34 protein-coding genes and 1 pseudogene are annotated in these 22,868 nt (G+C 32.3%); 17 read left to right on the forward strand and 18 right to left on the reverse strand.

Annotation, left to right across the window (positions count from 1 at the left end):
• Positions 1 to 25: 25 nt before the first annotated feature.
• The 7 genes and pseudogenes from MKY00_RS14130 to MKY00_RS14160 all read right to left on the reverse strand — a co-directional run bounded on the left by MKY00_RS14130 (position 26) and on the right by MKY00_RS14160 (position 4,496).
• Positions 26 to 871: a DUF5700 domain-containing putative Zn-dependent protease gene (locus tag MKY00_RS14130; RefSeq protein ID WP_016717747.1), complete on the reverse strand. Its 846-nt coding sequence runs from the start codon at positions 869 to 871 to the stop codon at positions 26 to 28.
• Between the two features lie 99 nt (positions 872 to 970).
• The gene (locus MKY00_RS14135; RefSeq protein WP_000847587.1) at positions 971 to 1,366 is read right to left on the reverse strand and encodes a hypothetical protein; all 396 of its coding nucleotides are present in this window, start codon (positions 1,364 to 1,366) and stop codon (positions 971 to 973) included.
• 77 nt (positions 1,367 to 1,443) lie between these two features.
• Positions 1,444 to 1,686 carry a GlsB/YeaQ/YmgE family stress response membrane protein gene (locus MKY00_RS14140; RefSeq protein WP_000638307.1) on the reverse strand — a complete coding sequence of 81 codons (243 nt, stop codon included), beginning with the start codon at positions 1,684 to 1,686 and terminating at the stop codon, positions 1,444 to 1,446.
• A gap of 172 nt (positions 1,687 to 1,858) precedes the next feature.
• Entirely contained in the window at positions 1,859 to 2,824 is a 966-nt protein-coding gene (locus MKY00_RS14145) for a nucleoside hydrolase (RefSeq protein ID WP_016717748.1), read from the reverse strand.
• Between the two features lie 77 nt (positions 2,825 to 2,901).
• Entirely contained in the window at positions 2,902 to 3,090 is a 189-nt protein-coding gene (locus tag MKY00_RS14150) for a DUF3970 family protein (protein WP_000621879.1), read from the reverse strand.
• Positions 3,091 to 3,159: 69 nt separating this feature from the next.
• On the reverse strand, positions 3,160 to 3,945 hold the full coding sequence (locus MKY00_RS14155) for a class I SAM-dependent methyltransferase (protein ID WP_016717749.1): 786 nt from the start codon (positions 3,943 to 3,945) through the stop codon (positions 3,160 to 3,162).
• A gap of 189 nt (positions 3,946 to 4,134) precedes the next feature.
• A pseudogene (locus MKY00_RS14160) lies at positions 4,135 to 4,496 on the reverse strand (hypothetical protein).
• A gap of 478 nt (positions 4,497 to 4,974) precedes the next feature.
• On the opposite strand from MKY00_RS14160, the gene MKY00_RS14165 reads away from it, so the two are divergent.
• The 8 genes from MKY00_RS14165 (at position 4,975) to coaW (ending at position 11,012) form a co-directional block, all read left to right on the forward strand.
• Entirely contained in the window at positions 4,975 to 5,127 is a 153-nt protein-coding gene (locus MKY00_RS14165; protein ID WP_071680000.1) for a YqbF domain-containing protein, read from the forward strand.
• A 168-nt stretch (positions 5,128 to 5,295) separates the two neighbouring features.
• A complete protein-coding gene (exsC, locus tag MKY00_RS14170) occupies positions 5,296 to 5,730 on the forward strand; it encodes an exosporium protein ExsC (RefSeq protein WP_016717751.1) in 435 nt (144 codons plus the stop codon).
• Positions 5,731 to 5,943: 213 nt separating this feature from the next.
• Positions 5,944 to 7,146, forward strand: coding sequence for an MFS transporter (locus tag MKY00_RS14175; RefSeq protein ID WP_016717752.1), 1,203 nt, complete (start codon positions 5,944 to 5,946; stop codon positions 7,144 to 7,146).
• 152 nt (positions 7,147 to 7,298) lie between these two features.
• Positions 7,299 to 7,601: a hypothetical protein gene (locus tag MKY00_RS14180; RefSeq protein ID WP_016717753.1), complete on the forward strand. Its 303-nt coding sequence runs from the start codon at positions 7,299 to 7,301 to the stop codon at positions 7,599 to 7,601.
• A 328-nt stretch (positions 7,602 to 7,929) separates the two neighbouring features.
• Positions 7,930 to 8,292 (forward strand): hypothetical protein, encoded by a 363-nt coding sequence (locus MKY00_RS14185; protein WP_000756368.1) that lies wholly within the window; start codon positions 7,930 to 7,932, stop codon positions 8,290 to 8,292.
• Positions 8,293 to 8,457: 165 nt separating this feature from the next.
• Entirely contained in the window at positions 8,458 to 9,657 is a 1,200-nt protein-coding gene (locus MKY00_RS14190) for an LL-diaminopimelate aminotransferase (RefSeq protein WP_016717754.1), read from the forward strand.
• Positions 9,658 to 9,714: 57 nt separating this feature from the next.
• Positions 9,715 to 10,113 (forward strand): 3-hydroxyacyl-ACP dehydratase FabZ family protein, encoded by a 399-nt coding sequence (locus MKY00_RS14195; protein ID WP_000547666.1) that lies wholly within the window; start codon positions 9,715 to 9,717, stop codon positions 10,111 to 10,113.
• Between the two features lie 68 nt (positions 10,114 to 10,181).
• Entirely contained in the window at positions 10,182 to 11,012 is an 831-nt protein-coding gene (gene coaW / locus MKY00_RS14200) for a type II pantothenate kinase (protein WP_016717755.1), read from the forward strand.
• Positions 11,013 to 11,018: 6 nt separating this feature from the next.
• Here coaW and MKY00_RS14205 read toward each other — a convergent pair whose 3' ends face one another.
• Complete coding sequence (locus MKY00_RS14205) at positions 11,019 to 11,528, reverse strand: 2'-5' RNA ligase family protein (RefSeq protein ID WP_016717756.1); 510 nt, start codon at positions 11,526 to 11,528, stop codon at positions 11,019 to 11,021.
• Between the two features lie 218 nt (positions 11,529 to 11,746).
• Between MKY00_RS14205 and MKY00_RS14210 the strand changes: the two genes are divergently transcribed.
• Positions 11,747 to 12,205 (forward strand): hypothetical protein, encoded by a 459-nt coding sequence (locus tag MKY00_RS14210; RefSeq protein WP_016717757.1) that lies wholly within the window; start codon positions 11,747 to 11,749, stop codon positions 12,203 to 12,205.
• Between the two features lie 98 nt (positions 12,206 to 12,303).
• A complete protein-coding gene (locus MKY00_RS14215; RefSeq protein ID WP_341035087.1) occupies positions 12,304 to 12,825 on the forward strand; it encodes a hypothetical protein in 522 nt (173 codons plus the stop codon).
• 34 nt (positions 12,826 to 12,859) lie between these two features.
• Here MKY00_RS14215 and MKY00_RS14220 read toward each other — a convergent pair whose 3' ends face one another.
• From MKY00_RS14220 to MKY00_RS14245, 6 genes are all read right to left on the reverse strand, one after another.
• Positions 12,860 to 13,324, reverse strand: coding sequence for a CcdC family protein (locus MKY00_RS14220; RefSeq protein WP_016717759.1), 465 nt, complete (start codon positions 13,322 to 13,324; stop codon positions 12,860 to 12,862).
• Positions 13,325 to 13,357: 33 nt separating this feature from the next.
• Positions 13,358 to 14,029, reverse strand: a complete 672-nt coding sequence (locus MKY00_RS14225) for a DUF4052 family protein (protein ID WP_016717760.1) — start codon at positions 14,027 to 14,029, stop codon at positions 13,358 to 13,360.
• Positions 14,026 to 14,898: an ABC transporter ATP-binding protein gene (locus MKY00_RS14230; protein WP_016717761.1), complete on the reverse strand. Its 873-nt coding sequence runs from the start codon at positions 14,896 to 14,898 to the stop codon at positions 14,026 to 14,028. The genes MKY00_RS14225 and MKY00_RS14230 overlap by 4 nt, the downstream gene beginning before the upstream one ends.
• Entirely contained in the window at positions 14,895 to 15,275 is a 381-nt protein-coding gene (locus tag MKY00_RS14235; RefSeq protein WP_000805194.1) for a GntR family transcriptional regulator, read from the reverse strand. Before MKY00_RS14235 ends, MKY00_RS14230 begins: the two co-directional genes overlap by 4 nt.
• Before the next feature lie 128 nt (positions 15,276 to 15,403).
• Entirely contained in the window at positions 15,404 to 15,892 is a 489-nt protein-coding gene (locus MKY00_RS14240) for a DinB family protein (RefSeq protein ID WP_016717762.1), read from the reverse strand.
• A 14-nt stretch (positions 15,893 to 15,906) separates the two neighbouring features.
• Positions 15,907 to 16,491, reverse strand: a complete 585-nt coding sequence (locus tag MKY00_RS14245) for a DUF4825 domain-containing protein (protein WP_016717763.1) — start codon at positions 16,489 to 16,491, stop codon at positions 15,907 to 15,909.
• Positions 16,492 to 16,931: 440 nt separating this feature from the next.
• Here MKY00_RS14245 and MKY00_RS14250 point away from each other — a divergent pair, with 440 nt between their 5' ends.
• From MKY00_RS14250 to MKY00_RS14275, 6 genes are read left to right on the forward strand one after another with little or no spacing between them, the layout of a single operon-like run.
• Positions 16,932 to 17,072 (forward strand): YrzI family small protein, encoded by a 141-nt coding sequence (locus tag MKY00_RS14250; protein ID WP_000156180.1) that lies wholly within the window; start codon positions 16,932 to 16,934, stop codon positions 17,070 to 17,072.
• Between the two features lie 27 nt (positions 17,073 to 17,099).
• Entirely contained in the window at positions 17,100 to 17,243 is a 144-nt protein-coding gene (locus MKY00_RS14255; RefSeq protein WP_000142732.1) for a YrzI family small protein, read from the forward strand.
• A 28-nt stretch (positions 17,244 to 17,271) separates the two neighbouring features.
• Entirely contained in the window at positions 17,272 to 17,415 is a 144-nt protein-coding gene (locus MKY00_RS14260; protein ID WP_000668957.1) for a YrzI family small protein, read from the forward strand.
• Positions 17,416 to 17,440: 25 nt separating this feature from the next.
• A complete protein-coding gene (locus MKY00_RS14265; RefSeq protein WP_000668966.1) occupies positions 17,441 to 17,584 on the forward strand; it encodes a YrzI family small protein in 144 nt (47 codons plus the stop codon).
• Positions 17,585 to 17,609: 25 nt separating this feature from the next.
• Positions 17,610 to 17,750: a YrzI family small protein gene (locus MKY00_RS14270; protein ID WP_000669812.1), complete on the forward strand. Its 141-nt coding sequence runs from the start codon at positions 17,610 to 17,612 to the stop codon at positions 17,748 to 17,750.
• 25 nt (positions 17,751 to 17,775) lie between these two features.
• Positions 17,776 to 17,916: a YrzI family small protein gene (locus MKY00_RS14275; RefSeq protein WP_016717764.1), complete on the forward strand. Its 141-nt coding sequence runs from the start codon at positions 17,776 to 17,778 to the stop codon at positions 17,914 to 17,916.
• Between the two features lie 172 nt (positions 17,917 to 18,088).
• Here the strand turns inward: MKY00_RS14275 and MKY00_RS14280 are convergent, their stop codons facing one another.
• Positions 18,089 to 18,967 (reverse strand): phosphotransferase, encoded by an 879-nt coding sequence (locus MKY00_RS14280; RefSeq protein WP_016717765.1) that lies wholly within the window; start codon positions 18,965 to 18,967, stop codon positions 18,089 to 18,091.
• A 132-nt stretch (positions 18,968 to 19,099) separates the two neighbouring features.
• Positions 19,100 to 20,185 (reverse strand): AI-2E family transporter, encoded by a 1,086-nt coding sequence (locus MKY00_RS14285; protein ID WP_000837888.1) that lies wholly within the window; start codon positions 20,183 to 20,185, stop codon positions 19,100 to 19,102.
• A 149-nt stretch (positions 20,186 to 20,334) separates the two neighbouring features.
• Here MKY00_RS14285 and MKY00_RS14290 point away from each other — a divergent pair, with 149 nt between their 5' ends.
• On the forward strand, positions 20,335 to 21,156 hold the full coding sequence (locus tag MKY00_RS14290) for an HNH endonuclease (RefSeq protein ID WP_016717766.1): 822 nt from the start codon (positions 20,335 to 20,337) through the stop codon (positions 21,154 to 21,156).
• Positions 21,157 to 21,384: 228 nt separating this feature from the next.
• Here MKY00_RS14290 and MKY00_RS14295 read toward each other — a convergent pair whose 3' ends face one another.
• Together MKY00_RS14295 and ssuD are read right to left on the reverse strand one after the other, a co-directional pair.
• Positions 21,385 to 21,477, reverse strand: coding sequence for a putative holin-like toxin (locus MKY00_RS14295; RefSeq protein WP_001289320.1), 93 nt, complete (start codon positions 21,475 to 21,477; stop codon positions 21,385 to 21,387).
• A 267-nt stretch (positions 21,478 to 21,744) separates the two neighbouring features.
• Positions 21,745 to 22,857 (reverse strand): FMNH2-dependent alkanesulfonate monooxygenase, encoded by a 1,113-nt coding sequence (gene ssuD / locus MKY00_RS14300; protein WP_016717767.1) that lies wholly within the window; start codon positions 22,855 to 22,857, stop codon positions 21,745 to 21,747.
• Positions 22,858 to 22,868 lie beyond the last annotated feature (11 nt).

The following is a 22,868-nucleotide window of genomic DNA, read 5'->3' on the forward strand; positions in this document are numbered from 1 at the left end:
TTTCAGCCCCCTATCATAATCTGATTCATTTCGATAACCAATCCATTACAGATCTTTTCAAATTGTGTTTGTTCCAAAAAGTAAATACTTCACTCTCGCCCAATGCTTGTGCAACATATTCTACAAAAGCTGTTCCTATAAAATAACCGAGTCGGTTGTACCCAAAATATTGTCCGCGAGATAACCGAAACCACTCTTTCTCTTTTTCAAACGTCCATCCTTCTATATAATCTTCCAAAAAACGTTTCTTTATTTGTTCTTCATTTTCTATACAATATTGTAACCAACGTTCACCATCATCGTCATATGAGTAATACACTGATTCATTTAAACCTTTCACAATTTGCTTTGATACATATGTTGCAACACCTTCACGATACAAATTAACTGCCGCATCGGTCCACTCAGCTTTCTCCCAATCCATTCCATTATTTTGTAACATAACATTATGATATATATGCCCTATTTCGTGAGCAACAATAACACGAAGATGATTCAAATCTGGAGATAATTTTTCTACCGCAAAAAATATATCTCCCATGATCTCCCTCTCTACGAATGCATTAGATCCAAAAGCTCCAACAAATATGTGGAATTTCATATTTACATCAAAGATATATTTATTACGATATTTATTCGTTATCTCTTGAATAATAGTCGGTAATGTTTCTGCAATGATACGAATATCTTCTATTTTTGCGGGATATAGGTTAATGGCATTAGAAAGACGTTCTTTCGTTTTAGGACAATGATACTTAAAGTATTCTTCAAATATCTCTGGATGCGAAGTGAAGTATTGATTGAGGACCGCTAATTCTACGTCGGTGCTTTCCCATAATTTTAAAAAACTTGGAATTGTATTGTTTATCATTTTTCCATCTCCTTATATATCCCTTCTCGCCATTTACACTGCAATCCTTCCTTAAATAGAAAAAAGCTGCCCCAAAAGGACAGCTTTACATATGTATTTTTACACTTCGATTGACTTTCCATCTTCAACAATATGATAAAGTAAGTGAGCTAAATGATGAATTGGACCATACTCTTCCTCTTCTTCATCTGTTTCACCTTGGAATTCAAGATCGTTTAAGTATAATGCTAAAAATTGATAGTATAGTTTTAAATCAAATCCGTAGCACGCAGTTGGTTCTTCATGATCTCCTTCATATTGTAGCATTAAGTATTGATCATTTCCTTCTGCATCTTCTGCGTCAAAGAATACGAAGAATCCAACGTTTGTATCTAAATCAAATAGATGACGAGTACCTTTTTCTGTTGCTTTGTTGAAGTCCTCTTCACTTAATTTATGTACTGTTGTCGCTTTTGCATTATCTTCTTGATGGAAATTTACTGTAAATGTTTTCAATGCTGACACCTCCTGATTGTATAATACTAGCATAACATATAAAAAGGACTGCTTACAAATGTAAACAGTCCTTACATTCATTTTCGCATTGCTCGCAATAAGAAGCTTACGATGAAGATTAAAATAATCGCACCGATTAAAGCTGGAATAATTGCATATCCGCCGATTACTGGGCCGAAACTACCAAGTAATTTCCCACCAATCCAAGAACCAATAATACCAGCAATAATATTACCAATTACACCACCAGGTACATCCCTGCCAGTAATTAAACTAGCTAACCATCCTAATATACCACCAACGATTAAAGACCAAATCATATGATAACCTCCTTTATATTTCACCAATCAAAATATAATTAGAAACAATTGCTTACCATTAGTTATGCTACATTTTTCATAAGTTATTCATACAGCTCAACTATTAGATTATTTCAAAATAATGAACAACTAGTTTTTGGATTAGTGGTGGAAACCCTTCATATTTCTCATATTATGGGCAATCAGGCTTCAATATTGTACGCATAAACTCTTCTTTAAATGCAGGATAGTTAAAACCAACCGCAATTCTTTGTATTGGCCGATCATCAAACCTTGTTGGCTCAGCTATTTTTCTAAAGTCAGCCACACTTTGTCCTCTTGTTACATCATTTGTCGTACTAATCCAAACTGCAGATTTTTTATATTCAAAAATATCATCATTTATAAATGAAATGAACGGAAGCAAATCGTGAATCGGACTTCCAGCAATACCAGGGTATTCTTTTTTATAAAAATTCTCATAATAAAAATCAATCATTGGTTTAATAAGCTTTGCCTGTCCTGTTCCTTCTTTATTAATAATATCCACCATTTCAGGCGTAATTAGGGCCTGTTGCGTTACATTTAATGGATAAATAGTCGCATTCTTTGCGTACTTCATTACAATATTTGCAGCAATTGGATCTCCATAAAAATTTGCTTCCGATACAGGAGTAACGTTACCAGGAAATAAAAACGCACCGCCCATAATATAATACGAACATATTTTATCCATTACATTTGGATATAATAAAAATAATGTTGCCAATGTTGTTAATCGTCCTGTCGCTACGATAATAATATCTTCTGGACAAGGCTCAATTAATTTAATTAATTCACAAAAATTTTCCCGTTTACAAATCCTCATTTCAGGTGGAATAATGGGGCCTAGGCCGTGCTCTCCATGAATTTCAGGAAAAAACAAAGGTTCTTCAGCTGTCATCGGTCTTGCTGCACCCTCAATGATCTTTACTTCTGTAGCATAGTATCTTTCTAAAAAATACACATTTTCCGTTACGATTTCTCGCGATACATTTCCATATTCAGCAACAATACCTACAATATCTAATTTACATGTTTTATTTGCATAAATTAACGCCACAGCATCGTCAATACCAAAGTCTCCAAAAAAGATGATTTTCTTATTAACTATCCTCACCCCTCTTCAGCATAATCTACTATTATTATTATGTAAAAAAGACAAGGCTGTGAAACAGTGCAAACTAAAAAAGCCGCCTATTTATTGGCGACTTCGATCTTTTTATAAGATAAATATGCTAATACATTCTTACTTGAATCGTATTTTGGATTATTTCCTTTTCTCGGTTCTCTCATATGTGTTTTTTCAAATCCAGGAATATCTGGCATTTTCTCCATAAATTCAAGCATTTCTTCTTCAGTTCCTTCAATACGTACGCGAATCATTATTACTTTTCCTCAATTCTCATTTTCTCAGTACTAAGTATATCGTACTTTGAAAAGACTTCAAGAAATTTATCTTTTTAATGTCGCATTTTTTTTACATATAAACAATGCCATTTCAGTATAAAACGATATAATTTTATTATTTTCATATTGAATGTTAAAGAATTCTTGCATTTCAAGTGATGTTTTCATCATACATTCTGTTAATTTCACGCGTTTCTGCAAAGGTACATTCATCATATCGCACCACCAGTCAAATTCAAATTTCTTATCAAAAGTAAGACATGACTGCATTTGCAAATTATTTTTTTCTAACAAGGTAATCCATTCTGTTTTTTTCAACGCTCGTTCATGACTCGGATCCCGCTTTTTTTCTATAAAATTATAAAATGTATCGTATTCATTATTTTCCGGTGAAACATTATCTATTAAAATAAACAATCCATTATCTTCTAACGTCCGATTTACTTCATAAACAAACTGATCTGGATTCGTAAAATGATGTGCTGCAATTCGGCATGTTATCACATCAAATGAACGATCCGAAAACGGCAAACTTTCAGCATTTCCAGCGACAAAAGATACATTTTCATGTCCATTACTTATAATAAAGTTTTTCGCATTCTCTAACATTTTTTCTGTTAAATCTAAGGCAACTACTTCTTGAAACAATGGAGCTAATACATTCGCAACATGTCCTCCGCCAGTAGCAATATCAAGAAGACGATTATTATGACGAGACTCAACTTGTTGAACTACATATTGTAAATCCGGTCCTTTAGCATGAATTTTACTTTTTACATACTTCTCTGCATTATTACTAAACTGTTGTTTCACAAGCTCTTCTTTACTCATTTTATCATCTTCTTTCTATTGTTATTGACATATAGAATTCATATAATAATTAAAGTTCTCTTTATGTATTTTCAAATCCTCTTTTCAGCTCACTTCTTATCATACTGTCCTACATCATATCTATTTTCCGTTTCAATATTAAACAAAAAAGGTTACGGAAACTAGTCCCCTAACCTCACTAAATATCAATTACATTTTTACTTTTTCATCTATATAATATAATCCTCATTCAACTTCATAATAATGTCTATTTCGTTATAAGTAGCCTCACGAGCATGTAAACCAAATTGATCCATGCCAATCCATATCCATCCAGGTGTATGATATAGAACATCTATGTTAAAATAATCTAATTTAGCAAGCTCCGATTTAATAAATTTATCTTTATTAGCGATTTGTTTATTTATTAAACCATATTCTTTTCCATTTTCCAATAGCGATATAATCTCCCCTACAATCGGATGTTCACGAACAATAAAGTGATATTCCTTTTCCTCCACATTCGCCACAATCAAACGAGAATCAGATAAATCAGTTCCTAAATTTGACATCTTTATTTATTCACCTCCTTTATGCGTTCCACAAACATAATAACAAATGAATATTCAAATAATGTTAATATAATGTAAAAACTAAAAAGGCTGACTTCTCTTTAGAAATCAACCTTTTTAGTTTGATCATCTGTATACTTTTACAAACTATTATAATGTTTCTTTTTCCTCATCATTTCCGGAAACTAAATGCCCAATAGCATCTACTGTTACTTCCACCACAAATTCACAAATACCTGCTACCACTTCTCCAATCACTTCATCCATCTTTTTACCCCCTTATTTTATGTAACTTATTTGTAGTATAGAAAAGATTGGTTATTTTTAACTATCGGAAAACGTGACAACAACATTACAATTTTGTAAGCTTTTTTATTTTGTTTCGCTTCAATCCTTTGAAACTTCAAGTATGATTCACATACTTATAGGTCATCATAATATTAAGTAAATACTAATTTCGCTAGAGGAGGCGTGTAAAATTTACTACGTAAAATTAATCAAAGGTCAATCCTTCTATGCTTTTGATCATCGTTTCTTAATGTCTGAAGAAGAAGAGGTATCCGAGAAAGTTTATAATTACTTACGTCGTAATGAATTTTTCGAAGTACGTAAAGAAGAATATTCGGCCTAATGACAAAAAAGCATCAGGATCTTATCACAATAAGGTGATAAGATCCTGATGCTTTTTTGTAAGTTACCCTTTTCATCAATTATTGTCGACTCTATTAAAATATTCCATTATTTGTCCAAGCCATTCGATTGCTACTTTCATATTTTAGTATATGAGGAGGTGACGAATATGACTCATATCATTGATTACCAAGCTACGCAACCTATAAGTAAAACGGGTGAAACCACTTTTGCAATCCCAGCTTCTCCAAATAAAGCAATTCTAGCAAATTTGAAAGTAAGAATTTCAAGTAGAGATTCACGTAATAATCGAGTAGAATTAATCGCTACAATTGGTGTAGAAGGTATATCTGGGACTTCACAAGTTTTATTCCGAATTTTCCGTGATAACTTCGAAATTTTCAATGCACAAGCAGGTATTGAATCTACAGATTCTGAGCAATTCTACACTCAAACATTTCAAGCTATAGATCAAAATGTTAGCAGTGGCACACACGAATATTCATTAACTGTAGAAAACCTTACTAGTGGTGCAAGCGCAGAAGTTGTTGGTCCTCTATCTTTTAGCGCTTTAGCTATTGGACAAGAGCGTAAATGCTGCTAAGTGAATCTAATGTTTAATTTTGCAATTGAGAAAAGCGAGACATAGTTATATGTTCTTGCTTTTTATTTTTTTGATAAATCAAAAAGATTGAAATCCGCTGATGAAACACGTAATATAGACTCTGACTCTAAAAAGTTCGTTACTAATAATACATAAAATAAGGAGGTTTTATATACGAGTTTTTCATTTTAAAAGACGGAGAGGTTTTATATTATGTGGCGTAATAAAAATGTTTGGATTGTTTTAATCGGGGAGTTTATTGCTGGTCTAGGGTTATGGCTTGGTATTCTTGGTAACCTTGAGTTTATGCAAAAATATGTCCCTTCTGATTTCATGAAATCAGTTATATTATTTATCGGACTATTAGCTGGTGTTCTAGTTGGTCCTATGGCAGGTCGCATAATTGATCAATATGAAAAGAAAAAAGTTCTTCTTTACGCCGGATTTGGTCGTGTTATAAGTGTTATTTTTATGTTTTTCGCTATCCAATTTGAAAGTATTGCCTTTATGATTGCATTTATGGTTGCTCTTCAAATTTCAGCAGCATTTTATTTCCCTGCATTACAATCTGTAATCCCGCTCATCGTACGTGAGCATGAATTATTACAAATGAACGGTGTACATATGAATGTAGGTACAATCGCTCGTATTGCAGGTACTTCACTAGGTGGAATTCTTTTAGTTGTAATGAGTTTACAGTATATGTATGCCTTCTCAATGGCAGCGTACGCTTTATTATTCCTCTCAACTTTCTTCCTACAATTCGAAGATAAGAAATCAACAACACCAAGTAAACAAGCGGCAAAAGATAATAGCTTTATGGAAGTATTTCGTATTTTAAAAGGAATTCCGATTGCTTTTACAGCACTTATATTAAGTATTATCCCTCTATTATTTATAGCAGGATTTAATTTAATGGTAATTAATATTAGCGAAATGCAACATGATCCAACGATTAAAGGATTTATATATACAATTGAAGGTATCGCATTTATGTTGGGTGCCTTCGTTATTAAACGTTTATCGGACCATTTCAAACCTGAAAAGTTACTATATTTCTTCGCAGTTTGTACCGCTTTTGCACATCTATCATTGTTCTTTAGCGATATAAAATGGATGTCTCTTACATCATTTGGTTTATTTGGTTTTAGTGTCGGTTGCTTCTTCCCTATTATGTCGACAATTTTCCAAACGAAAGTGGAAAAAAGCTATCACGGCCGTCTATTCTCATTCCGTAATATGTTTGAGAGAGTTATGTTCCAAATTGTCTTACTTGGCACAGGCTTCTTCTTAGATACGATTGGATTGCAATATATGGTTCTAATCTTCGGAGTTATTTCATTATTAATTATTTTCCTATCGCTATCTAAACAGAAACAGTATGAAAAACAACCTTCGCAATCTGCGAATTTATAACATAAACAAAAAGCATGGATTTATTAGTATTAGATTAATTCATGCTTTTTGTTATGTATAATTTTATTTAATATGCTTATTGAAATTATTTAAAGGCGTACCCATTTTACTTTCGAATATAATATATAAATAAGGTATATAGGAGGCGCAAAATGTCTGATGGCATCCAGTTATTTATTATCCTTTTTGTTGTATTCATTATATTTAGCATCATAAACTTTTTAGCAATTTCCCTATCTCAACATAGCTTTAAAAGAAGGGTTTTGGCAGGCTTCATATTTTTACTACTAATGCCTATTATTTTTTTGACAATTACGGCACTCACTTCTATATTGGATAACGCTGGTTTGGGAGCAATTAACCTAACCTCTTTTATTGTAAATGTATACATTTTAAACGGCATTGTCATTCTTCTTTCCGCTTCATTTATCCTCAAAAAACAAAATATAAGATAGCACATTAGGTATGAATCTGGATTACATTTGATTCATGCCTTTTTATTTTAAAAACTCTACCTTCCCCAATTTTTATCCCACTTTAATGGACAGTAAGACCCCCACCTCAAAATTCAGCGAAAGCAAAGAAGTTGTGTGGGGATCGGGCTGCCCATTAAATTCCGATTGGTTCAACTAATATCCAGTGGGAGATGAAGAAAACCCCTACTGATTAAAGTTTCACTTTATATGAAATTAACTAATTCTTTATAAAAATTTAAACTTTATTTATTACAATATTCGTATCGCATTCGCACGTTTATCGAAAATGAAAAGAAAGGAGTACAAAATGAAAAAGGTTCTATTCATTATTCCCTTATTCATTATACTACTCAGTGGATGTAGCAATAATGACATATACGGTACTTGGGAAGTCATTGATAACAAAAACGGTCTTTGTCCTGTATCGTATAAATTTGAAACAGTTGTAAAAGAAGAAAAGAAAGAAAAAATCATTCAATATTTAGTAGAGATGCAAACAACGAAGAAAAAAGATGATTTATACAAAGGTTCATTTGTTAAGGATTCTAATGTATATCACATTGATTATGGTAACTCATTTACATCAGATCAAACTTTAAAAGTTGTCGATGGCAAATTAAACGTATACTTTTATGCAGTGGAAAAATTATGTACATATAAAAAGAAATGATTACTCTTCATTTAAAACGCAGAAAATGTTTTCTGCGTTATTTTTATCCTCCCTCTAAATTTGTCAATCGTTTTAATTTTCATAAAAAAATGATAAAATGTACTCATGTGTTTTCAGAATAATTAAAAACGCAGAAAGAAAACACTGTTTTTAGGAGGGGTTTTGATGACTTACACGTTAGCAACTAGAATGAAAGCATTCCAATCTTCTATATTTAGTGAATTAGGGGCCTATAAAAAAGAAAAGATTGCAGCAGGCCACAAAATGATTGATTTAAGTATCGGGAATCCTGATATGCCACCTGCTGATTTCGTAAGAGAAGAAATGGTACATACAGCAAATCAAAAAGAAAGCTATGGATACACATTAAGTGGTATTCAAGAATTTCACGAAGCTGTAACTGAATATTACAACAACACTCATAATGTTATATTAAATGCCGATAAAGAAGTTTTATTATTAATGGGGTCACAGGACGGACTCGTTCATTTACCCATGGTTTATGCGAATCCGGGAGATATTATATTAGTTCCTGATCCAGGATATACAGCTTATGAAACAGGAATTCAAATGGCTGGAGCAACATCTTACTACATGCCTTTAAAGAAAAATAATGGTTTCTTACCTAACTTAGAGCTAATTCCTGAAGAAATTGCAGATAAAGCGAAGATGATGATTTTAAACTTCCCAGGGAATCCGGTTCCAGCAATGGCTCATGCAGATTTCTTTAAAGAGGTAATTGTATTCGCGAAAAAGCATAATATTATTGTTGTCCATGATTTTGCTTATGCTGAATTTTATTTTGATGGTAATAAACCAATTAGCTTCCTCTCTGTACCTGGCGCTAAAGAAGTTGGCGTAGAAATCAACTCTTTGTCAAAAAGTTATAGTTTAGCAGGTAGTCGTATTGGATATATGATTGGAAATGAAGAAATTGTTCGTGCGCTTACCCAGTTTAAATCCAATACAGATTACGGAGTGTTTTTACCAATTCAAAAAGCGGCATGTGCTGCACTAAAAAATGGCGCTGCTTTTTGTGAGAAAAACCGCGGTATTTATCAAGAACGTAGAGATACTTTAATCGATGGGTTCAAAACATTTGGCTGGAATGTCGATAAACCAGCTGGTAGTATGTTCGTTTGGGCTGAAATTCCGAACGGCTGGACTTCTATAGATTTCGCATACGCATTAATGGATCGTGCGAATGTCGTTGTTACGCCAGGTCATGCATTTGGACCTCACGGAGAAGGCTTTGTACGTATTGCACTCGTTCAAGATAAAGAAGTGTTACAACAAGTTGTTGAAAACATTAGGAATAGCGGTATTTTTGCTCTTGAAAAAATTAATGAATTAGTTAAAAATTAATGAATAACTCCCCTGCTTAACTGTAGCAGGGGTATTATTTATTGGAGGTACTTTCATATGCATATTAAGGACACTCTTCCTCATCGTTATCCATTTTTAATGATTGATAAAGTAACAAATGTAAAACAACGCGAATCCGTTACAGGATATAAACTCATTACAAATAATGAGTGGTTTATAAATGATAGTCAAAAACATATGCCTCATATGTTAATTGTAGAAGCACTTGCTCAGCTTAGTGCATTTGTACATACGAGTGACTCTGAAGGACTAGGCTTTCTCTCCTCTTTAGATGGAGTTGTATTCCACGGAAAAGCATATCCTGGTGATAAACTTGATTTACATTATGAGCTAACTCGCAATCGCCGAGGTTTTATTCTAGGTAAAGGCACCGCAACTGTTAATAATCAGCCAATTGTAACGATAGAAAAGCTATTAATATATCAAGCTGATTAGAGTGTTCCTTACATTAGTTGAGAGTATGATTTAACACGAAAGCATATTACGTAGTTAGGAGCAGGTAAATGGAAAGTACGATCGGTATCGATGCTGGAGGAACATTAACGAAAATTGCTTATTTGAACGAAAAAATGCAATTAGCTTTTGAAAAGTTTTATTCAAATGAACAAAATAAAATAATAGATTGGCTTAAGCAAAACACTGGTAAAAAACAAATATGTATTACAGGTGGTAAAGCAAAACAATTACAGCAACTACTTTCAAACTCATATAAAATAGTAGAACTAAATGAATTTGAAGCTACTCTTATAGGCGTCCGATACATTTTAAAAGAAGAGAAGTATGATATAAACAACTTTATTTTAACAAATATCGGTACAGGTACTTCTATTCATTACGTTTATAATGACCAATATATTCGAGCTGGCGGAACTGGTGTTGGCGGTGGTACTATTATGGGACTTTCAAAATTGTTAACAAATCTAGAGCATTTTGAAGATGTGATCCCTTTAACAAAAGTAGGTTCTAGAAAAGAATTAGATATTACAGTTGGTGATATTTATGGCGGTATTCTCTCCCCTATTGATAATAGTTTAACTGCAAGCAATTTTGGTAAAGCCGCTACTATAGAATCAAATTATAATAGCTCAGATATACTTGCTACTGTACAAGGACTCGTCGGTGAAGTCGTTACTGCATTAAGCCTTCAATTTGCCGAAACAAAAAACATTGACCATATTATTTATATTGGTTCGACTCTATGTAATAACATACATCTTCAAAATATTATTAGTAGCTACACAAAATATCAAAATAAAATACCTATTTTTTTACAAGATGGTGGTAATAGCGGTGCGATTGGTACTTTACTTCATGTTGCGAATAAAAAAAGCTGACTTTTGTCAGCTTTTTTGCAACGGTACTTCAAATTCAATAATTGATTCCCCGTTCTCTCCAATTCGCTCTACACTAATTCTATCAATTACACATTGTAACTTTTGAGGGAAACTATGAATTTCCTTAGCTACTTCAGCTGCTAACTCCGCACTTCCTTTTCTCCCGACTGTTACATGCGGTATGTATGGAATATCTTCTTTTAAAAATTGGATTAAAGGTCCTGTATACAGCAAGTCATGTAGTTCTTCTATTTGTTCTTTCCCTCCCTCAACTTCTAAAAACAAATAGTTTCCTACACTAGTGATACGATTTGCAAACTCAATTTCAATTTTGCCTACCCCTTTTGATAAATTCAAAATATGAGATTTTAATTCATCATTTGAAATATTACTCTTAAATGGAAATACGATTGTTATATGCGGTGGAATTAATCTAAATAAAGGATCATGTTTTTCTCTCGTACTTTCTATTTCATCAATAGACATATTATGTAAAAACAATAGAATTGTACGCATTTATTTCTCCTCCCTTAGGATAATTTTATTTCAGTTTATTTAAATCATAAAACAAGGGGATTTCCTCTTCAATAACCACAGGTTAAAGTTACCAAAATTTATTTCATAAAATTCCTTAAAACAACTCCATATGTTTGTTATACTGTACATCGGACAAAATCTTATTATTTTTTAGGAGGACCCCAATTGAGTAAAAAAGAAAAAAAACTAGTGAGGAAATGCTGGCAAAACAAGCTATAGCTAAACTATATACTACCTCCCCCATTATCGTAACTTGTAAAGAAGGTTATGCAGCTATTGATAAAGAGCATATTCAACTGTTCAAATTCATATCAAAAACGAAAGAAGTCTCAAGTATAGCCACATATGACTTGAAAGAATTCGATACAGTTACAATTGACCATTACTTAATTAAAGCTGTTATGATTTTTAAAGGGATACATAAAACATTTGATTTTATTCCAACCGAACAAACGAAAGACATCGAAAAACTTCTACAAGTAAATACTTCTCTTCACATAGAAAAAATCGAGCGTAAATGGTTTAATAAAGTACTTGGATACCGTAGTCAAACAAAATGGAAAATGATTTTTGCAAGCGCAATTTATTTATTTTTTATATTTACTGCAATTAGTGGATTTTTACAGAAGAAAAGACAAAAGAAACTGCTACTGTAACACAAACTAAAACAGCCTCTGAACAAAAAAAGACGAATACTACTACAGAGCAACAAAAAGAAAATGTAGTAAAAATGGACTATGGTAGAAATGCTAATATGCTTATTTATGAAAAGTATGGTGTGAAATATCAATCTTACGAACCTACTGATATAGCATCCTCAAAAGATAAAGCTGTTCTTGAACACTTTGAAAAAATGGCTCAAAAACATAATATGTCAGTCCCTGAATACATCGAAAAAGAGGATGAAATAGTAGCCGCGAATATTCAAAAAGAGAAAGAAAAAGAAGCAGAACATACTAACGAACAAGTTAAAGAAGACATTACTATCGATTCTTCTCAGTCTAAACAATATATACAAAAAATACTTAATCAATTAAATAATGACATTACTACATGGAAGGCAATGAGTGGTGGTAACTTAACTCAAACTGATGTAACAGTTATTAAAAACGATTTAAAGCTTGTACTTGAACATGTTCAAGACTTGCAAGATGAGATGGGATCGACTCCTCAGACAGAACAATTTAAACGTGCAGTAAATGCTCATATGAGAGCATTTGAAATTGGTTCTGTTACAGATGTTTCGAAACTTATATTACAAGCAAATAACCTATAAAAATAAAAACTTCTCAAATGAGAAGTTTTTATTTTTATGTCGCACGCCAAACTTTCCTAAACTTTATATAACAAGCAATTCTCCACGGAATAATATACGATACTGCAACGACGTAAAATAATAAACCTATCGTTTGTTGATCTAAATCAGCAATATATTGCCTTGAACCATACCTTAAAACGACAAGTGCAATAAAAGTGATTAAAAAAGCAGCACTTTTTTTCGTATAAATATTCCCATCATCTCTTCGTTCATAATTTGTTAATACTATAAGCGGCACAGCGAAAAGTCCCCCAATGAATACCGCTATAACTACTTGTAATATAGCTGGATGTACGGGACCAAAAAACCATACAACACCTGGTGTTAAAAATAATAATGGCCATAAAATACGTTTTCCTGATCCCTTTATTGGCTTATGCATGGAGCGATAACGACGCCAAAATATTAGTAGTGCAATGCATAAAAAAACGGTTATTAATGAAGAAGTATCCCCCATTTCCTCTTCCTTCTTCCCTAAAAATAATTGTATTTAAATTGTATCTTCAAACGAAACCTTACGAATAAATAGAGCGCTAATTACAATATATATAAAAATAAGAACAATCGAAACTGATATGAAATTAGGTATTTCTAGCAACATTTTACTATTAATAAACACCAATTCTTTTATTCCTATTCCTGCATACATTGTACTCGCCAATCCGAATAAAAATACTATACTAAAAGCAAACCCGAACCAATTAAACCTATTCTGAACAATGATAGTTGATTGGAATAAACAAGCTAATGTACTATAAAATATGAACTGTACAAAGAATTGTTCAATTGCATATGACCCCCAATTTACATATTCATTTTTATAAAATGTATCCTGTAAAAATAAAGCTTGAAGACATGAAAACAATGCTGATTGCAATAAATTATAACATATTGAACCAATCAAGAATTGAAACCTAGTGACCCCAAACAATACGACCGTAGGAAAAATATCAATTTGAATAAAAAACACGCTTATCACAATAAACATTACAATTGCAATTGATGAATTATTGAATATATCATGTAAAAATGCCACATTTATTCCCTTTAAATCGGTTGCAGTCATGGTCCCTTTTATAAGTAATGCTACAGTCCAAAAGATAAGAATGGCTTTATAATGATACTTTATATGTAACTTCAACTGCTTCATTAACATCGTCATTTCACTTCACCACCAGTTATATGAATAAATAGTTTTTGTAATGTAATTCTATCAATTGCTAAATCTTCTTTTTCAAGAGAGTAATAATCTTCATTAGAAAGTTCTTCCCATATAACAGTAATTCCCTTATTTCCATAGATTTCTCGATTTATTACTCTTTTATTAATTGTGAACTCATCCACTTTATCTTTTTTCCCTGAAATAATATAAGCTTGTTGTAATAACTCTTCCACTGATGATTGAACAACTATCCTTCCTTCTTTTATAATAATTACATCTTCAATCACATGAGTTACTTCTTCTACTAAATGTGTGGATAATATAATAGTTCGTGGATACTCACCGTAATCTTCTAGAAGTAGACTATAAAATAATTCACGATGTGCTGCGTCTAAACCTGTAGTTGGTTCATCAAAAATAGTAATTGGTGCCCTGCTTGCTAATCCTTGAATAATTCCAACAACTGTTTGCATACCGTGTGATAGCTTATGATATTTCACTTTCATATTAAGCTGAAATTTATTAGCGAGTTCTTCAGCATACTTTCCATCCCAGTTTTTATAAAACATGCTACACATCTTAAAAATATCTTTTACTTTATAACTGAAATGTGCTTCTTCTTTCACTCTAACAAAACAAATATTTTGCATCGCTTTACTATTCTCAAAAACATGTTCACCAAATATTGATACACTTCCACTACTTGAAGTAATTTGGCCTGCAAGTAAATTTAATAGTGTCGTTTTTCCCGCTCCGTTTCTACCGAGCAAACCATATATTTTATGCTCTTCCAATGAAATCGTTACTTCATTTACTGCTACTTTCTTTTTATATTTTTTCGTTATATCTTTCGTTTCAAGTGCAATCATCCCTCTTTCCCCTCCTTCGTAATTTTTTGAATCATATCCATCAATTCATCTTTTGATATTTCTAATACTTTTGCTTCTTCCCACACTTTCGGTAAATATTCGGTCATAAAAGTATTTTGTCTTTTTTTAAGTACGACTTCTTTTGCTCCTTTTGCAACAAACATCCCGATCCCTCTCTTTTTATATAGAATCCCTTCGTCAACTAATACATTTACCCCTTTAGCTGCAGTAGCTGGATTTATTTGTAACATCTTCGCAAATTGATTTGTTGATGGAACTTGTTCTTCTTCAAGCAATATATCTTTTAAAATATCAGATTCAATCGTTTCTGCAATTTGTAAGTATATTAATTTATTTTGCTCCAGAGTAGGTTTCACAATTTCACCACCTTAGTTCGGTTCATAGGTTCATTACTTATGTAATTAACCATATCACATAAACATATTCATTTCCATAAATTTCTTTTACAAAAAAGAGAGTCATTCGTTTAAGAATGGCTCTCTTTCTAAAATTTCGAAGTTTCAACTCTTGTTCTCAAATTCTTTTCATTTATACCATTTTGACAAAAGTTAAATTGTTGTCCTTTTATTGACTTTGTACGATCTACTATTTGCCCTAAATGATAACTTGTGTGCTCCACTAAATGTAATAAACTATGAAGTTCAATATGTCTTTTTTCTTCCCATGCTTGTATATATGCTTTTCCCCATTCATCAAATACCTTTTCAACGTACTGTAGCAAAACTTCAGTATGTTGTCGTTTTGTTGGAAAATACTCCTCGATTCCCTTTTCAAAAACTATATTTGGATTTTTATAACGACTAGTATTTCTCTGCATATGTTCACAAATATGCAGTACGATTCCACCAATTGAATTAACAGACTCCCCTTGTTTCCATAAATTCTCTTCACTAACGAACTGAATTGCCTGTACTAACTTAGGTAAATAATGAGCCTGCATTCTATGATAAGTAATTTTGTATACTAACTCCATCTTTGTCCCTCCAATTATTCCACTGGATATTTAATAAATAAAGATTTTCGGAAATCTTTATCATTCACAAGCTTATTCATTTTTTCTTTATTATCATTAAGGAACTTTACTACTTTCTTTTTATCCCATATATTATCTTCTTTTGGAAAATCATTAAAATTTTCATACAAGATTGGTAGTATTTCTTCTCTTTTTATCGTAAACTTTTTATTTTCTACTTGGAAATCAAAAGCTTTTGCATTTGGTACTAAAATCGCTAGATAAATAGCATTAAAGAGAAAATTCTTCTTTATTGTATCCTTACCATCAAACCAATACGTCTCAACCATGTCTTCTGTAAGGGGGCCATTCCCTTTTGCACCATAGTTCACCTTTATACTTTCATTCTCTAAACTTACACTTTGAAATGTTTCACCACCAGGTAAATGATTAACAATTGCAACTACATCTGAGTTATTCCCAACGTATGTCCCTGCATATTTATTAAAATCACCAGGTTCAACATCGGATATTTCTTTTATTCTTTCTCCTCTAGAACAAGAAGTAATACATAAAAAAATTGTTAGCATAACAACTACATTACGATGCATATATTTCATTTAGCATCCCCCATTTTTATCGATATTTCGTTAATTACAATACACCTTCTCAAAACCCTTTAAAATATACGCATTTTAATCAAAATTAAAAATTTTCATTTTTTATGTTTACAATTATCCATTAATTGTATATACTTACTAACGTAAGAAAAATATTCTAAAAGGAGGTCGAAGGAAATGATGAAATTACAATTACATGCTTTAACTTTAGCGTTAACTGCACCTGTGTTTTCTGGACAATTCAATATGAATTCGACCACCCTAATGGAGAATTGAAAATCGTACATTATTTCGATTAATTCATAAATTCGCCACAGGAGGTCGTATACTTTCCTGTGGCTTTTTCACGCCTAGCCATAGGAGAACTATATCTTCCTGTGGCTTTTTTGTGCGATTTTTTAGTCTCTTACATTATTTTTTAAAGAAAGGAGCAACATTCGATGACTATTAGCGTATTGTTTTTAAGTATTACGATTCAAAGAAATAAAATTTCTAAAGATAAAATGTTTCATAATGAGCAAATAGAAAAAGCTATGAATGATGTTAAGGAGCGCCAAGCACTTTATTGTGATCACATGTAATTCCTTTTCGAAAGGAGGAATTCATTTATGACTTTTCATATTTTCTTTTTTACGACTGTACTTCAGAAAAACACTTTAACTGAAGCTGAGATCCATCGTAAACAACAAATAAAACAACTGACTGATAAAATGACTGACATTAAAAGTTCATATTATACGCATATGTATTAAAAATATATTTTTAAGGAGAACTACCTTCATGAAATTTAAAGCATTCTTTTTAACTATCACCATTCAAAAACGTAAACTTTCTCACAACGAAATTTTACGCGAGCAACACATTCAATCCATTATGGACGAAGTAAAAGAGCGTCAAGCTTCTTATTACAGCCGTCTTTTCTAATAAACTTATAAAGGGGTTTTATCTAATGAAATTTAAAGCATTCTTTTTAACTATCACCATTCAAAAACGTAAACTTTCACAGAAAGAGATTTTGCGTGAGCAACACATTCAAACTATTATGGACGAAGTAAAAGAACGTCAAGCTTCTTATTACAGCCGTCTTTTCTAATAAACTTATAAAGGGGTTTTATCTAATGAAATTTAAAGTATTCTTTTTAACTATCACAATTCAAAAAACTAAGTTCTCGGACAGTGAGATATTGCATGACCATCAAATTAATAAAGCTATGGAAGATGTAAAAGAACGTCAAAGTCACTACTGTAGCCATCTATAATTCCTTTCGAAAGGAGGAATGTATCATGAAGTTTCATCTTTTCTTCTTAACAATTACAATCCAAAAAGAAATCTTTTCTGAAGATGAATTAAAACAAGAGCAACAATACAAAAAGATTATGGACGAAATTCGAGATCGTAGAAGCAAATACTATACTCACATATAATCCTTTAAAATATAAAACTTGAAAGGAGTCGATTATGATGTTGATAGCACGTTGTAAGGAAATGATTTGGATAGTTCAGAGGGATTCCACATAGTTATAGGCTGTTTTAATTTTATTTTTCATCGTATTTAATGTGTAAAAACATCACAACAAAAATGCCTATTATCCAATATTAGAATAGGCATTTTTGTATCTTATCTTTCCAATATCGCCAAGCTACTAAGTACTCTTCTAAATCTTGTGGGTGCACTTTTGCACAAACTCCAATACGAGTGTACAGTTGTACTATAACTTCCATTACTATTCTTGAATTCTCAATGTCTACATTATTTAAATGCGAAAAAGCTTCAAATAATGTCTCTGTTTCTAAATCATCAGGTGATGAACAAAAAGCATATGTAAAGTCATATAATACTGGGCCAACTATTGGCGATGGATCAATAACACCTCTTAATATCTCGTTTCGAAAGACAAAGTTATGTATACCTGTATCACCGTGCAGAAAATGTTTTTCTTCTTCCTTCTCCCCTTTTGATAGTTCATTTACAATTTGCATAACATTCATATAATCATCTTTTAATAAAATACCGTTTAAGTTTTTATAAGCTCCTTTAACACTGTATGTATTAAATTCATGCCAAGACTTTCTTGGTAAACCTAATCTTCCCCACTCTTCTTCCTCACTACATTTCTTATAATTATTAATGAAATCTCTTGCTAAACACGTCATCCATTGAATTTTACTCCCTCTTTTAAAATGCGTCTCACCTTCAATAAATGTATATAAAATAAATTTTTTGTTTGAATCTGTAAATATAATTTTAGGAAGTAAATAAATCTCTTCATACATATGAAGAAATCTTTCTGTATACGAAATATTTTCAGGTTTATCGATCTTTAATACATATTTCTTATTAGACTCTCCATATAAAATATACACTTGTCCTTCAGTCGTTCCCTTTTTTCTATCAATGTTTTCTTTTGTCAAATGAATAATACCTTTATGTTGTAATTCATTTATAATCATTTCCGTATCTATAATTTCTGCCATGTGGCTAAACTCCTTTTGATATAAATATTTATTTATTGAATATATACGATACAAAGACACATATTCCTGCCATATTATTAAATAAAAAGGTATAGAACTCAATAACAGTTCTATACCTCTTAATTCATTACTTTACTTTCGATTACTTCTCTTCGTCTTAAACAATCTCACTAAGTTCGATACAACTGTTTTCGTTACTGCATACACTGGCACCGCCAAGATCATTCCGATAATTCCCGCAAAGTTACCTACCCCTAAAATTAAAATAATAATTGTTAACGGATGGATATTTAATTTTGAACTCATAATACGCGGTGAAATGATGTTACTTTCAAATTGTTGTACAATTGTTACGATAATAATTACGTACAACGCTTGCATCGGAGATACGAACAAACCTACAATAACAGCTGGTGCTGCACCGATAAATGGACCTAAGTTAGGAATGATATTTGTAAATGCAGCTATAATTCCTAAAACAAAAGCGTACGGTAAATCGATAATTAAATAACCGATAAAAGTAAAAGCACCTACAAATATACAAACGAGCGCTTGCCCTTGAATATATGCAGATAATGTTTCGTTCGTTTCCTTAATGATACGAAGCCCTTCTTCACGGTATGACTCTGGTAATAAACTTACTGCTTTTCCTGGAAACGCATGTCCATCTTTAAACATATAAAATAAAATGAACGGTACTGTAAAAATAACTAATGCGACGTTCGTTATGATACCAAATAAAGCCGTTGCACTCGACGTAATTGTGTTTGGTATATCCTTTAAGTATTCAATTGCATTTTTTTCAATTGTTTCAATGGAAACATAGTTTTGCGTAGATAACCATTCAAACAATCTATGATGGGATAAATCTTGTATGTATAGTTTTCCCTCTTTTATATAGCCTGGCATATTTTTCACTAAATCCATTAGCTGTTGTGAGATCGTTGGAACAACTACCCCAACTCCAACCGCAGTTAATGTTATGATAAAAAGATATAACAGTAAAATCGCTAAATTTCTAGGTACTTTTTTCTCCTCTAAAAAGACTAACACCGGATTAAATATGAAGTATAAAAATAACGCGATTAAGATTGGGAAAAACAGCGTTGATATGAAGATACCAATCGGTTGAAATAGAAACGATATTTTTGTGCAAATAAATATGATCGCTACAACCATTAGCACTTCTAATGTCCAAAAGTGCACTTTCGATTTCAAAAAAACGTCCTCCTTTAAACTAGCACTTCACTTCATTGTACCAAAATAAGTAACAATTTCACATAATATTTTCCTTTACAATATTCCAAAATACCAATAAATACACTACAATGAGATTACATACAAATTTGCAGGTAAAGGTGATAAAAATGACACAATGCATCATTTGCAGAAAAGATACGAAAGAACTTAGTGAACAATATGTCATCCCAGAAATATTATGTGGATATTATTTCACAAACTCAATTTGTGATACTTGTTATGAACAAATGACAACAAATATTGATCGCCCCTTAATCCGGCATAAATTAAGTCAGTTTAAGATTGAACACATGAAAAAACAGATTGACTCCCCGCTCTATACGAATGAGCATGGTGAGGAACTTGCAGCGGCTGAGACGGATGTTGTTGAAGTAAGTGACGAAATACTTTATTCCAATGCATTAATTATGAAACTATGTAAAAAGCACGATATTTCACTACATAATGAAATTTGGAAAGAAGAACGTGTAACGAAAGTAGCTAGCTCTATTCAACGTGAATTACTTTTAGATAACCGTAAGTATAAAATGAGTGTATTAAAAATGGCTTATACTTTCGCTGTACAAGCAGTCGATGGCTATTTTGAAGATCCAGATGCGATTGATATTTCTAGCATCCTATCAAATGCCGACTTCATGGAATTAAAAGAAAAGAGCATTGTTCGTGATTTAAGCAAAAGTTCTTTATGGAATACATTAAATACAAATAGCGAAAACCACTACTTTATTTTATTAAGTGATAAAGATGGCCTGTTCTGTTTCATTCGTCTATTTGATATTTTTGATGTTGTCGTTCATTTATCAGAAAAGAGATATGAACTTCCTTCACCAATTGTCGGCGTTAATGATGTAAATAAGCAAGAATTTTACGTTCAAACTTTAAAACAGTATATGGACGGGCTCTTTAAAGAAAAATCACCTTCTATTTAATTAGAAACAGAACATACGGTCTCCTTTCTTGATGAAAAGACACTGTGTTATAATAAGTATGAAAAGAACAATACAATCACATAAACCAATTATAAATTGTATATAAATAAAAAAGACTAGTGTGCGGCTACACACTAGTCCACGTAACTTAGCAGATTGGATTGTTCATTTATCCTATTTGTTTCTTACAAACAAAACAACCCACATTCTATTGGCATAGGTGGGTTGTTATTTTTTGAGCTTGTCTATTAAAACGACGACGAATGTTAACAATGCAACGAGAAACAGTCCACCTTGCAGTAACAACGCTATTTCACTCACTTATTATCACCCCCCTCCTACTTAGAGAAGTGATAATTGAACAACCAACCGTACCTTAAGTTACTATTTAATTTTATCATATTTTCTAATAGTTTACGATGAAAACTCGCAAGTGATTTACTTGCGAGTTTTTTCCCCCGTATTAACAGACAGTAAACAAAATGAAGCAAAACATAGGTGAAACTGCCTCTAAATACCCAATTGGTGAAGGCTAATAATCCTTTGGGACAATTCAACCAAAGGATTAAAGCTTCACTTTATTTCTCACTATTTTTTTAATGCATATGCATCAGCTACCATTTCACCAACAATTTTATTTTCTTGTTTCTTTTCTTCTTTCAATAAAGGAAATAAAAGTTCTGCCACTTCATATGCCTCTTCTAAATGTGGATATCCTGATAAAACAAATGTATCAATTCCTAACGCTTCATATTCTTTTATTCTATTTGCTACTGTATGCGGATCTCCAACAAGCGCAGTACCTGCACCACCTCTTACAAGCCCGATGCCAGCCCATAAATTAGGACTTATCTCTAACGACTCTCGTGTACCTTTATTTAAATGGGTCATTCGTTTTTGACCAACTGAATCATATCTTGCAAATGTCTTTTGAGCAAGCTCAATTGTCTCATTATCTACATATTGAATTAAACGTTCTGCCTCTTCCCACGCTTCTTCTTCTGTTTCTCTTACAATTACGTGTAACCTGATGCCAAATCGTACTGAACGCCCCTTCTCTTCTGCCAGTTTTCTTACTTCCTCTATTTTCTCCTTCACTTGCTCTGGCGGCTCTCCCCACGTTAAATATACATCACTATGTTCTGCTGCAACTTCCTTTCCAGCAGCGGATGATCCTCCAAAATATATAGGAGGATATGGCGTTTGAACTGGTGGGAACACAACTTTACTATCCGTAACTTTAATATGTTTTCCTTCTAATGAAATGGTCTCACCTTGCAAAGTCGATTTCCAAACTTTTAAGAATTCATCAGCTGCTTCATACCTTTCATCATGTTCAAGATATAATCCATCTCCTTGTAATTCAACTGGATCTCCTCCAGCTACTACATTAATAAGTAACCTCCCGTCTGAAATTCTATCAAATGTAGAAGCCATCCTCGCTGCAACTGTCGGTGACATTAGTCCTGGTCGAACTGCTACTAAAAACTTTAATTTCTCTGTCTCAGCTGCAAGTGCCGATGCAAGTACCCATGGATCTTCACAACCTTGACCAGTTGGAAGTAACACACCTGTATATCCTAAATAATCGGCTGCCTGTGCAACTTGTTTATAATAACCATACTCAGCTGCTCTTCCTCGTTTTGTCGTGCCTAAATATCGACCATCTCCATACGCCGGAATAAACCATAATAATTCCATACCTTTACACA

It is taken from the genome of Bacillus sp. FSL R9-9834 (assembly GCF_038006905.1).
GTDB lineage: Bacteria > Bacillota > Bacilli > Bacillales > Bacillaceae_G > Bacillus_A > Bacillus_A pacificus.

Excerpts from the sequence above, each read along its gene's own strand:
- MKY00_RS14130 (WP_016717747.1), bottom strand. The coding sequence starts at position 871 with ATGATAAACAATACAATTCCAAGTTTTTTAAAATTATGGGAAAGCACC.
- MKY00_RS14140 (WP_000638307.1), bottom strand. The coding sequence starts at position 1,686 with ATGATTTGGTCTTTAATCGTTGGTGGTATATTAGGATGGTTAGCTAGT.
- MKY00_RS14150 (WP_000621879.1), bottom strand. The coding sequence starts at position 3,090 with ATGATTCGCGTACGTATTGAAGGAACTGAAGAAGAAATGCTTGAATTT.
- MKY00_RS14155 (WP_016717749.1), bottom strand. The coding sequence starts at position 3,945 with ATGAGTAAAGAAGAGCTTGTGAAACAACAGTTTAGTAATAATGCAGAG.
- exsC (WP_016717751.1), top strand. The coding sequence starts at position 5,296 with ATGACTCATATCATTGATTACCAAGCTACGCAACCTATAAGTAAAACG.
- MKY00_RS14175 (WP_016717752.1), top strand. The coding sequence starts at position 5,944 with ATGTGGCGTAATAAAAATGTTTGGATTGTTTTAATCGGGGAGTTTATT.
- MKY00_RS14180 (WP_016717753.1), top strand. The coding sequence starts at position 7,299 with ATGTCTGATGGCATCCAGTTATTTATTATCCTTTTTGTTGTATTCATT.
- MKY00_RS14185 (WP_000756368.1), top strand. The coding sequence starts at position 7,930 with ATGAAAAAGGTTCTATTCATTATTCCCTTATTCATTATACTACTCAGT.
- MKY00_RS14190 (WP_016717754.1), top strand. The coding sequence starts at position 8,458 with ATGACTTACACGTTAGCAACTAGAATGAAAGCATTCCAATCTTCTATA.
- MKY00_RS14195 (WP_000547666.1), top strand. The coding sequence starts at position 9,715 with ATGCATATTAAGGACACTCTTCCTCATCGTTATCCATTTTTAATGATT.
- coaW (WP_016717755.1), top strand. The coding sequence starts at position 10,182 with ATGGAAAGTACGATCGGTATCGATGCTGGAGGAACATTAACGAAAATT.
- MKY00_RS14205 (WP_016717756.1), bottom strand. The coding sequence starts at position 11,528 with ATGCGTACAATTCTATTGTTTTTACATAATATGTCTATTGATGAAATA.
- MKY00_RS14210 (WP_016717757.1), top strand. The coding sequence starts at position 11,747 with ATGCTGGCAAAACAAGCTATAGCTAAACTATATACTACCTCCCCCATT.
- MKY00_RS14215 (WP_341035087.1), top strand. The coding sequence starts at position 12,304 with ATGCTTATTTATGAAAAGTATGGTGTGAAATATCAATCTTACGAACCT.
- MKY00_RS14220 (WP_016717759.1), bottom strand. The coding sequence starts at position 13,324 with ATGGGGGATACTTCTTCATTAATAACCGTTTTTTTATGCATTGCACTA.
- MKY00_RS14225 (WP_016717760.1), bottom strand. The coding sequence starts at position 14,029 with ATGACGATGTTAATGAAGCAGTTGAAGTTACATATAAAGTATCATTAT.
- MKY00_RS14230 (WP_016717761.1), bottom strand. The coding sequence starts at position 14,898 with ATGATTGCACTTGAAACGAAAGATATAACGAAAAAATATAAAAAGAAA.
- MKY00_RS14240 (WP_016717762.1), bottom strand. The coding sequence starts at position 15,892 with ATGGAGTTAGTATACAAAATTACTTATCATAGAATGCAGGCTCATTAT.
- MKY00_RS14245 (WP_016717763.1), bottom strand. The coding sequence starts at position 16,491 with ATGAAATATATGCATCGTAATGTAGTTGTTATGCTAACAATTTTTTTA.
- MKY00_RS14250 (WP_000156180.1), top strand. The coding sequence starts at position 16,932 with ATGACTATTAGCGTATTGTTTTTAAGTATTACGATTCAAAGAAATAAA.
- MKY00_RS14255 (WP_000142732.1), top strand. The coding sequence starts at position 17,100 with ATGACTTTTCATATTTTCTTTTTTACGACTGTACTTCAGAAAAACACT.
- MKY00_RS14260 (WP_000668957.1), top strand. The coding sequence starts at position 17,272 with ATGAAATTTAAAGCATTCTTTTTAACTATCACCATTCAAAAACGTAAA.
- MKY00_RS14265 (WP_000668966.1), top strand. The coding sequence starts at position 17,441 with ATGAAATTTAAAGCATTCTTTTTAACTATCACCATTCAAAAACGTAAA.
- MKY00_RS14270 (WP_000669812.1), top strand. The coding sequence starts at position 17,610 with ATGAAATTTAAAGTATTCTTTTTAACTATCACAATTCAAAAAACTAAG.
- MKY00_RS14275 (WP_016717764.1), top strand. The coding sequence starts at position 17,776 with ATGAAGTTTCATCTTTTCTTCTTAACAATTACAATCCAAAAAGAAATC.
- MKY00_RS14280 (WP_016717765.1), bottom strand. The coding sequence starts at position 18,967 with ATGGCAGAAATTATAGATACGGAAATGATTATAAATGAATTACAACAT.
- MKY00_RS14290 (WP_016717766.1), top strand. The coding sequence starts at position 20,335 with ATGACACAATGCATCATTTGCAGAAAAGATACGAAAGAACTTAGTGAA.
- ssuD (WP_016717767.1), bottom strand. The coding sequence starts at position 22,857 with ATGGAATTATTATGGTTTATTCCGGCGTATGGAGATGGTCGATATTTA.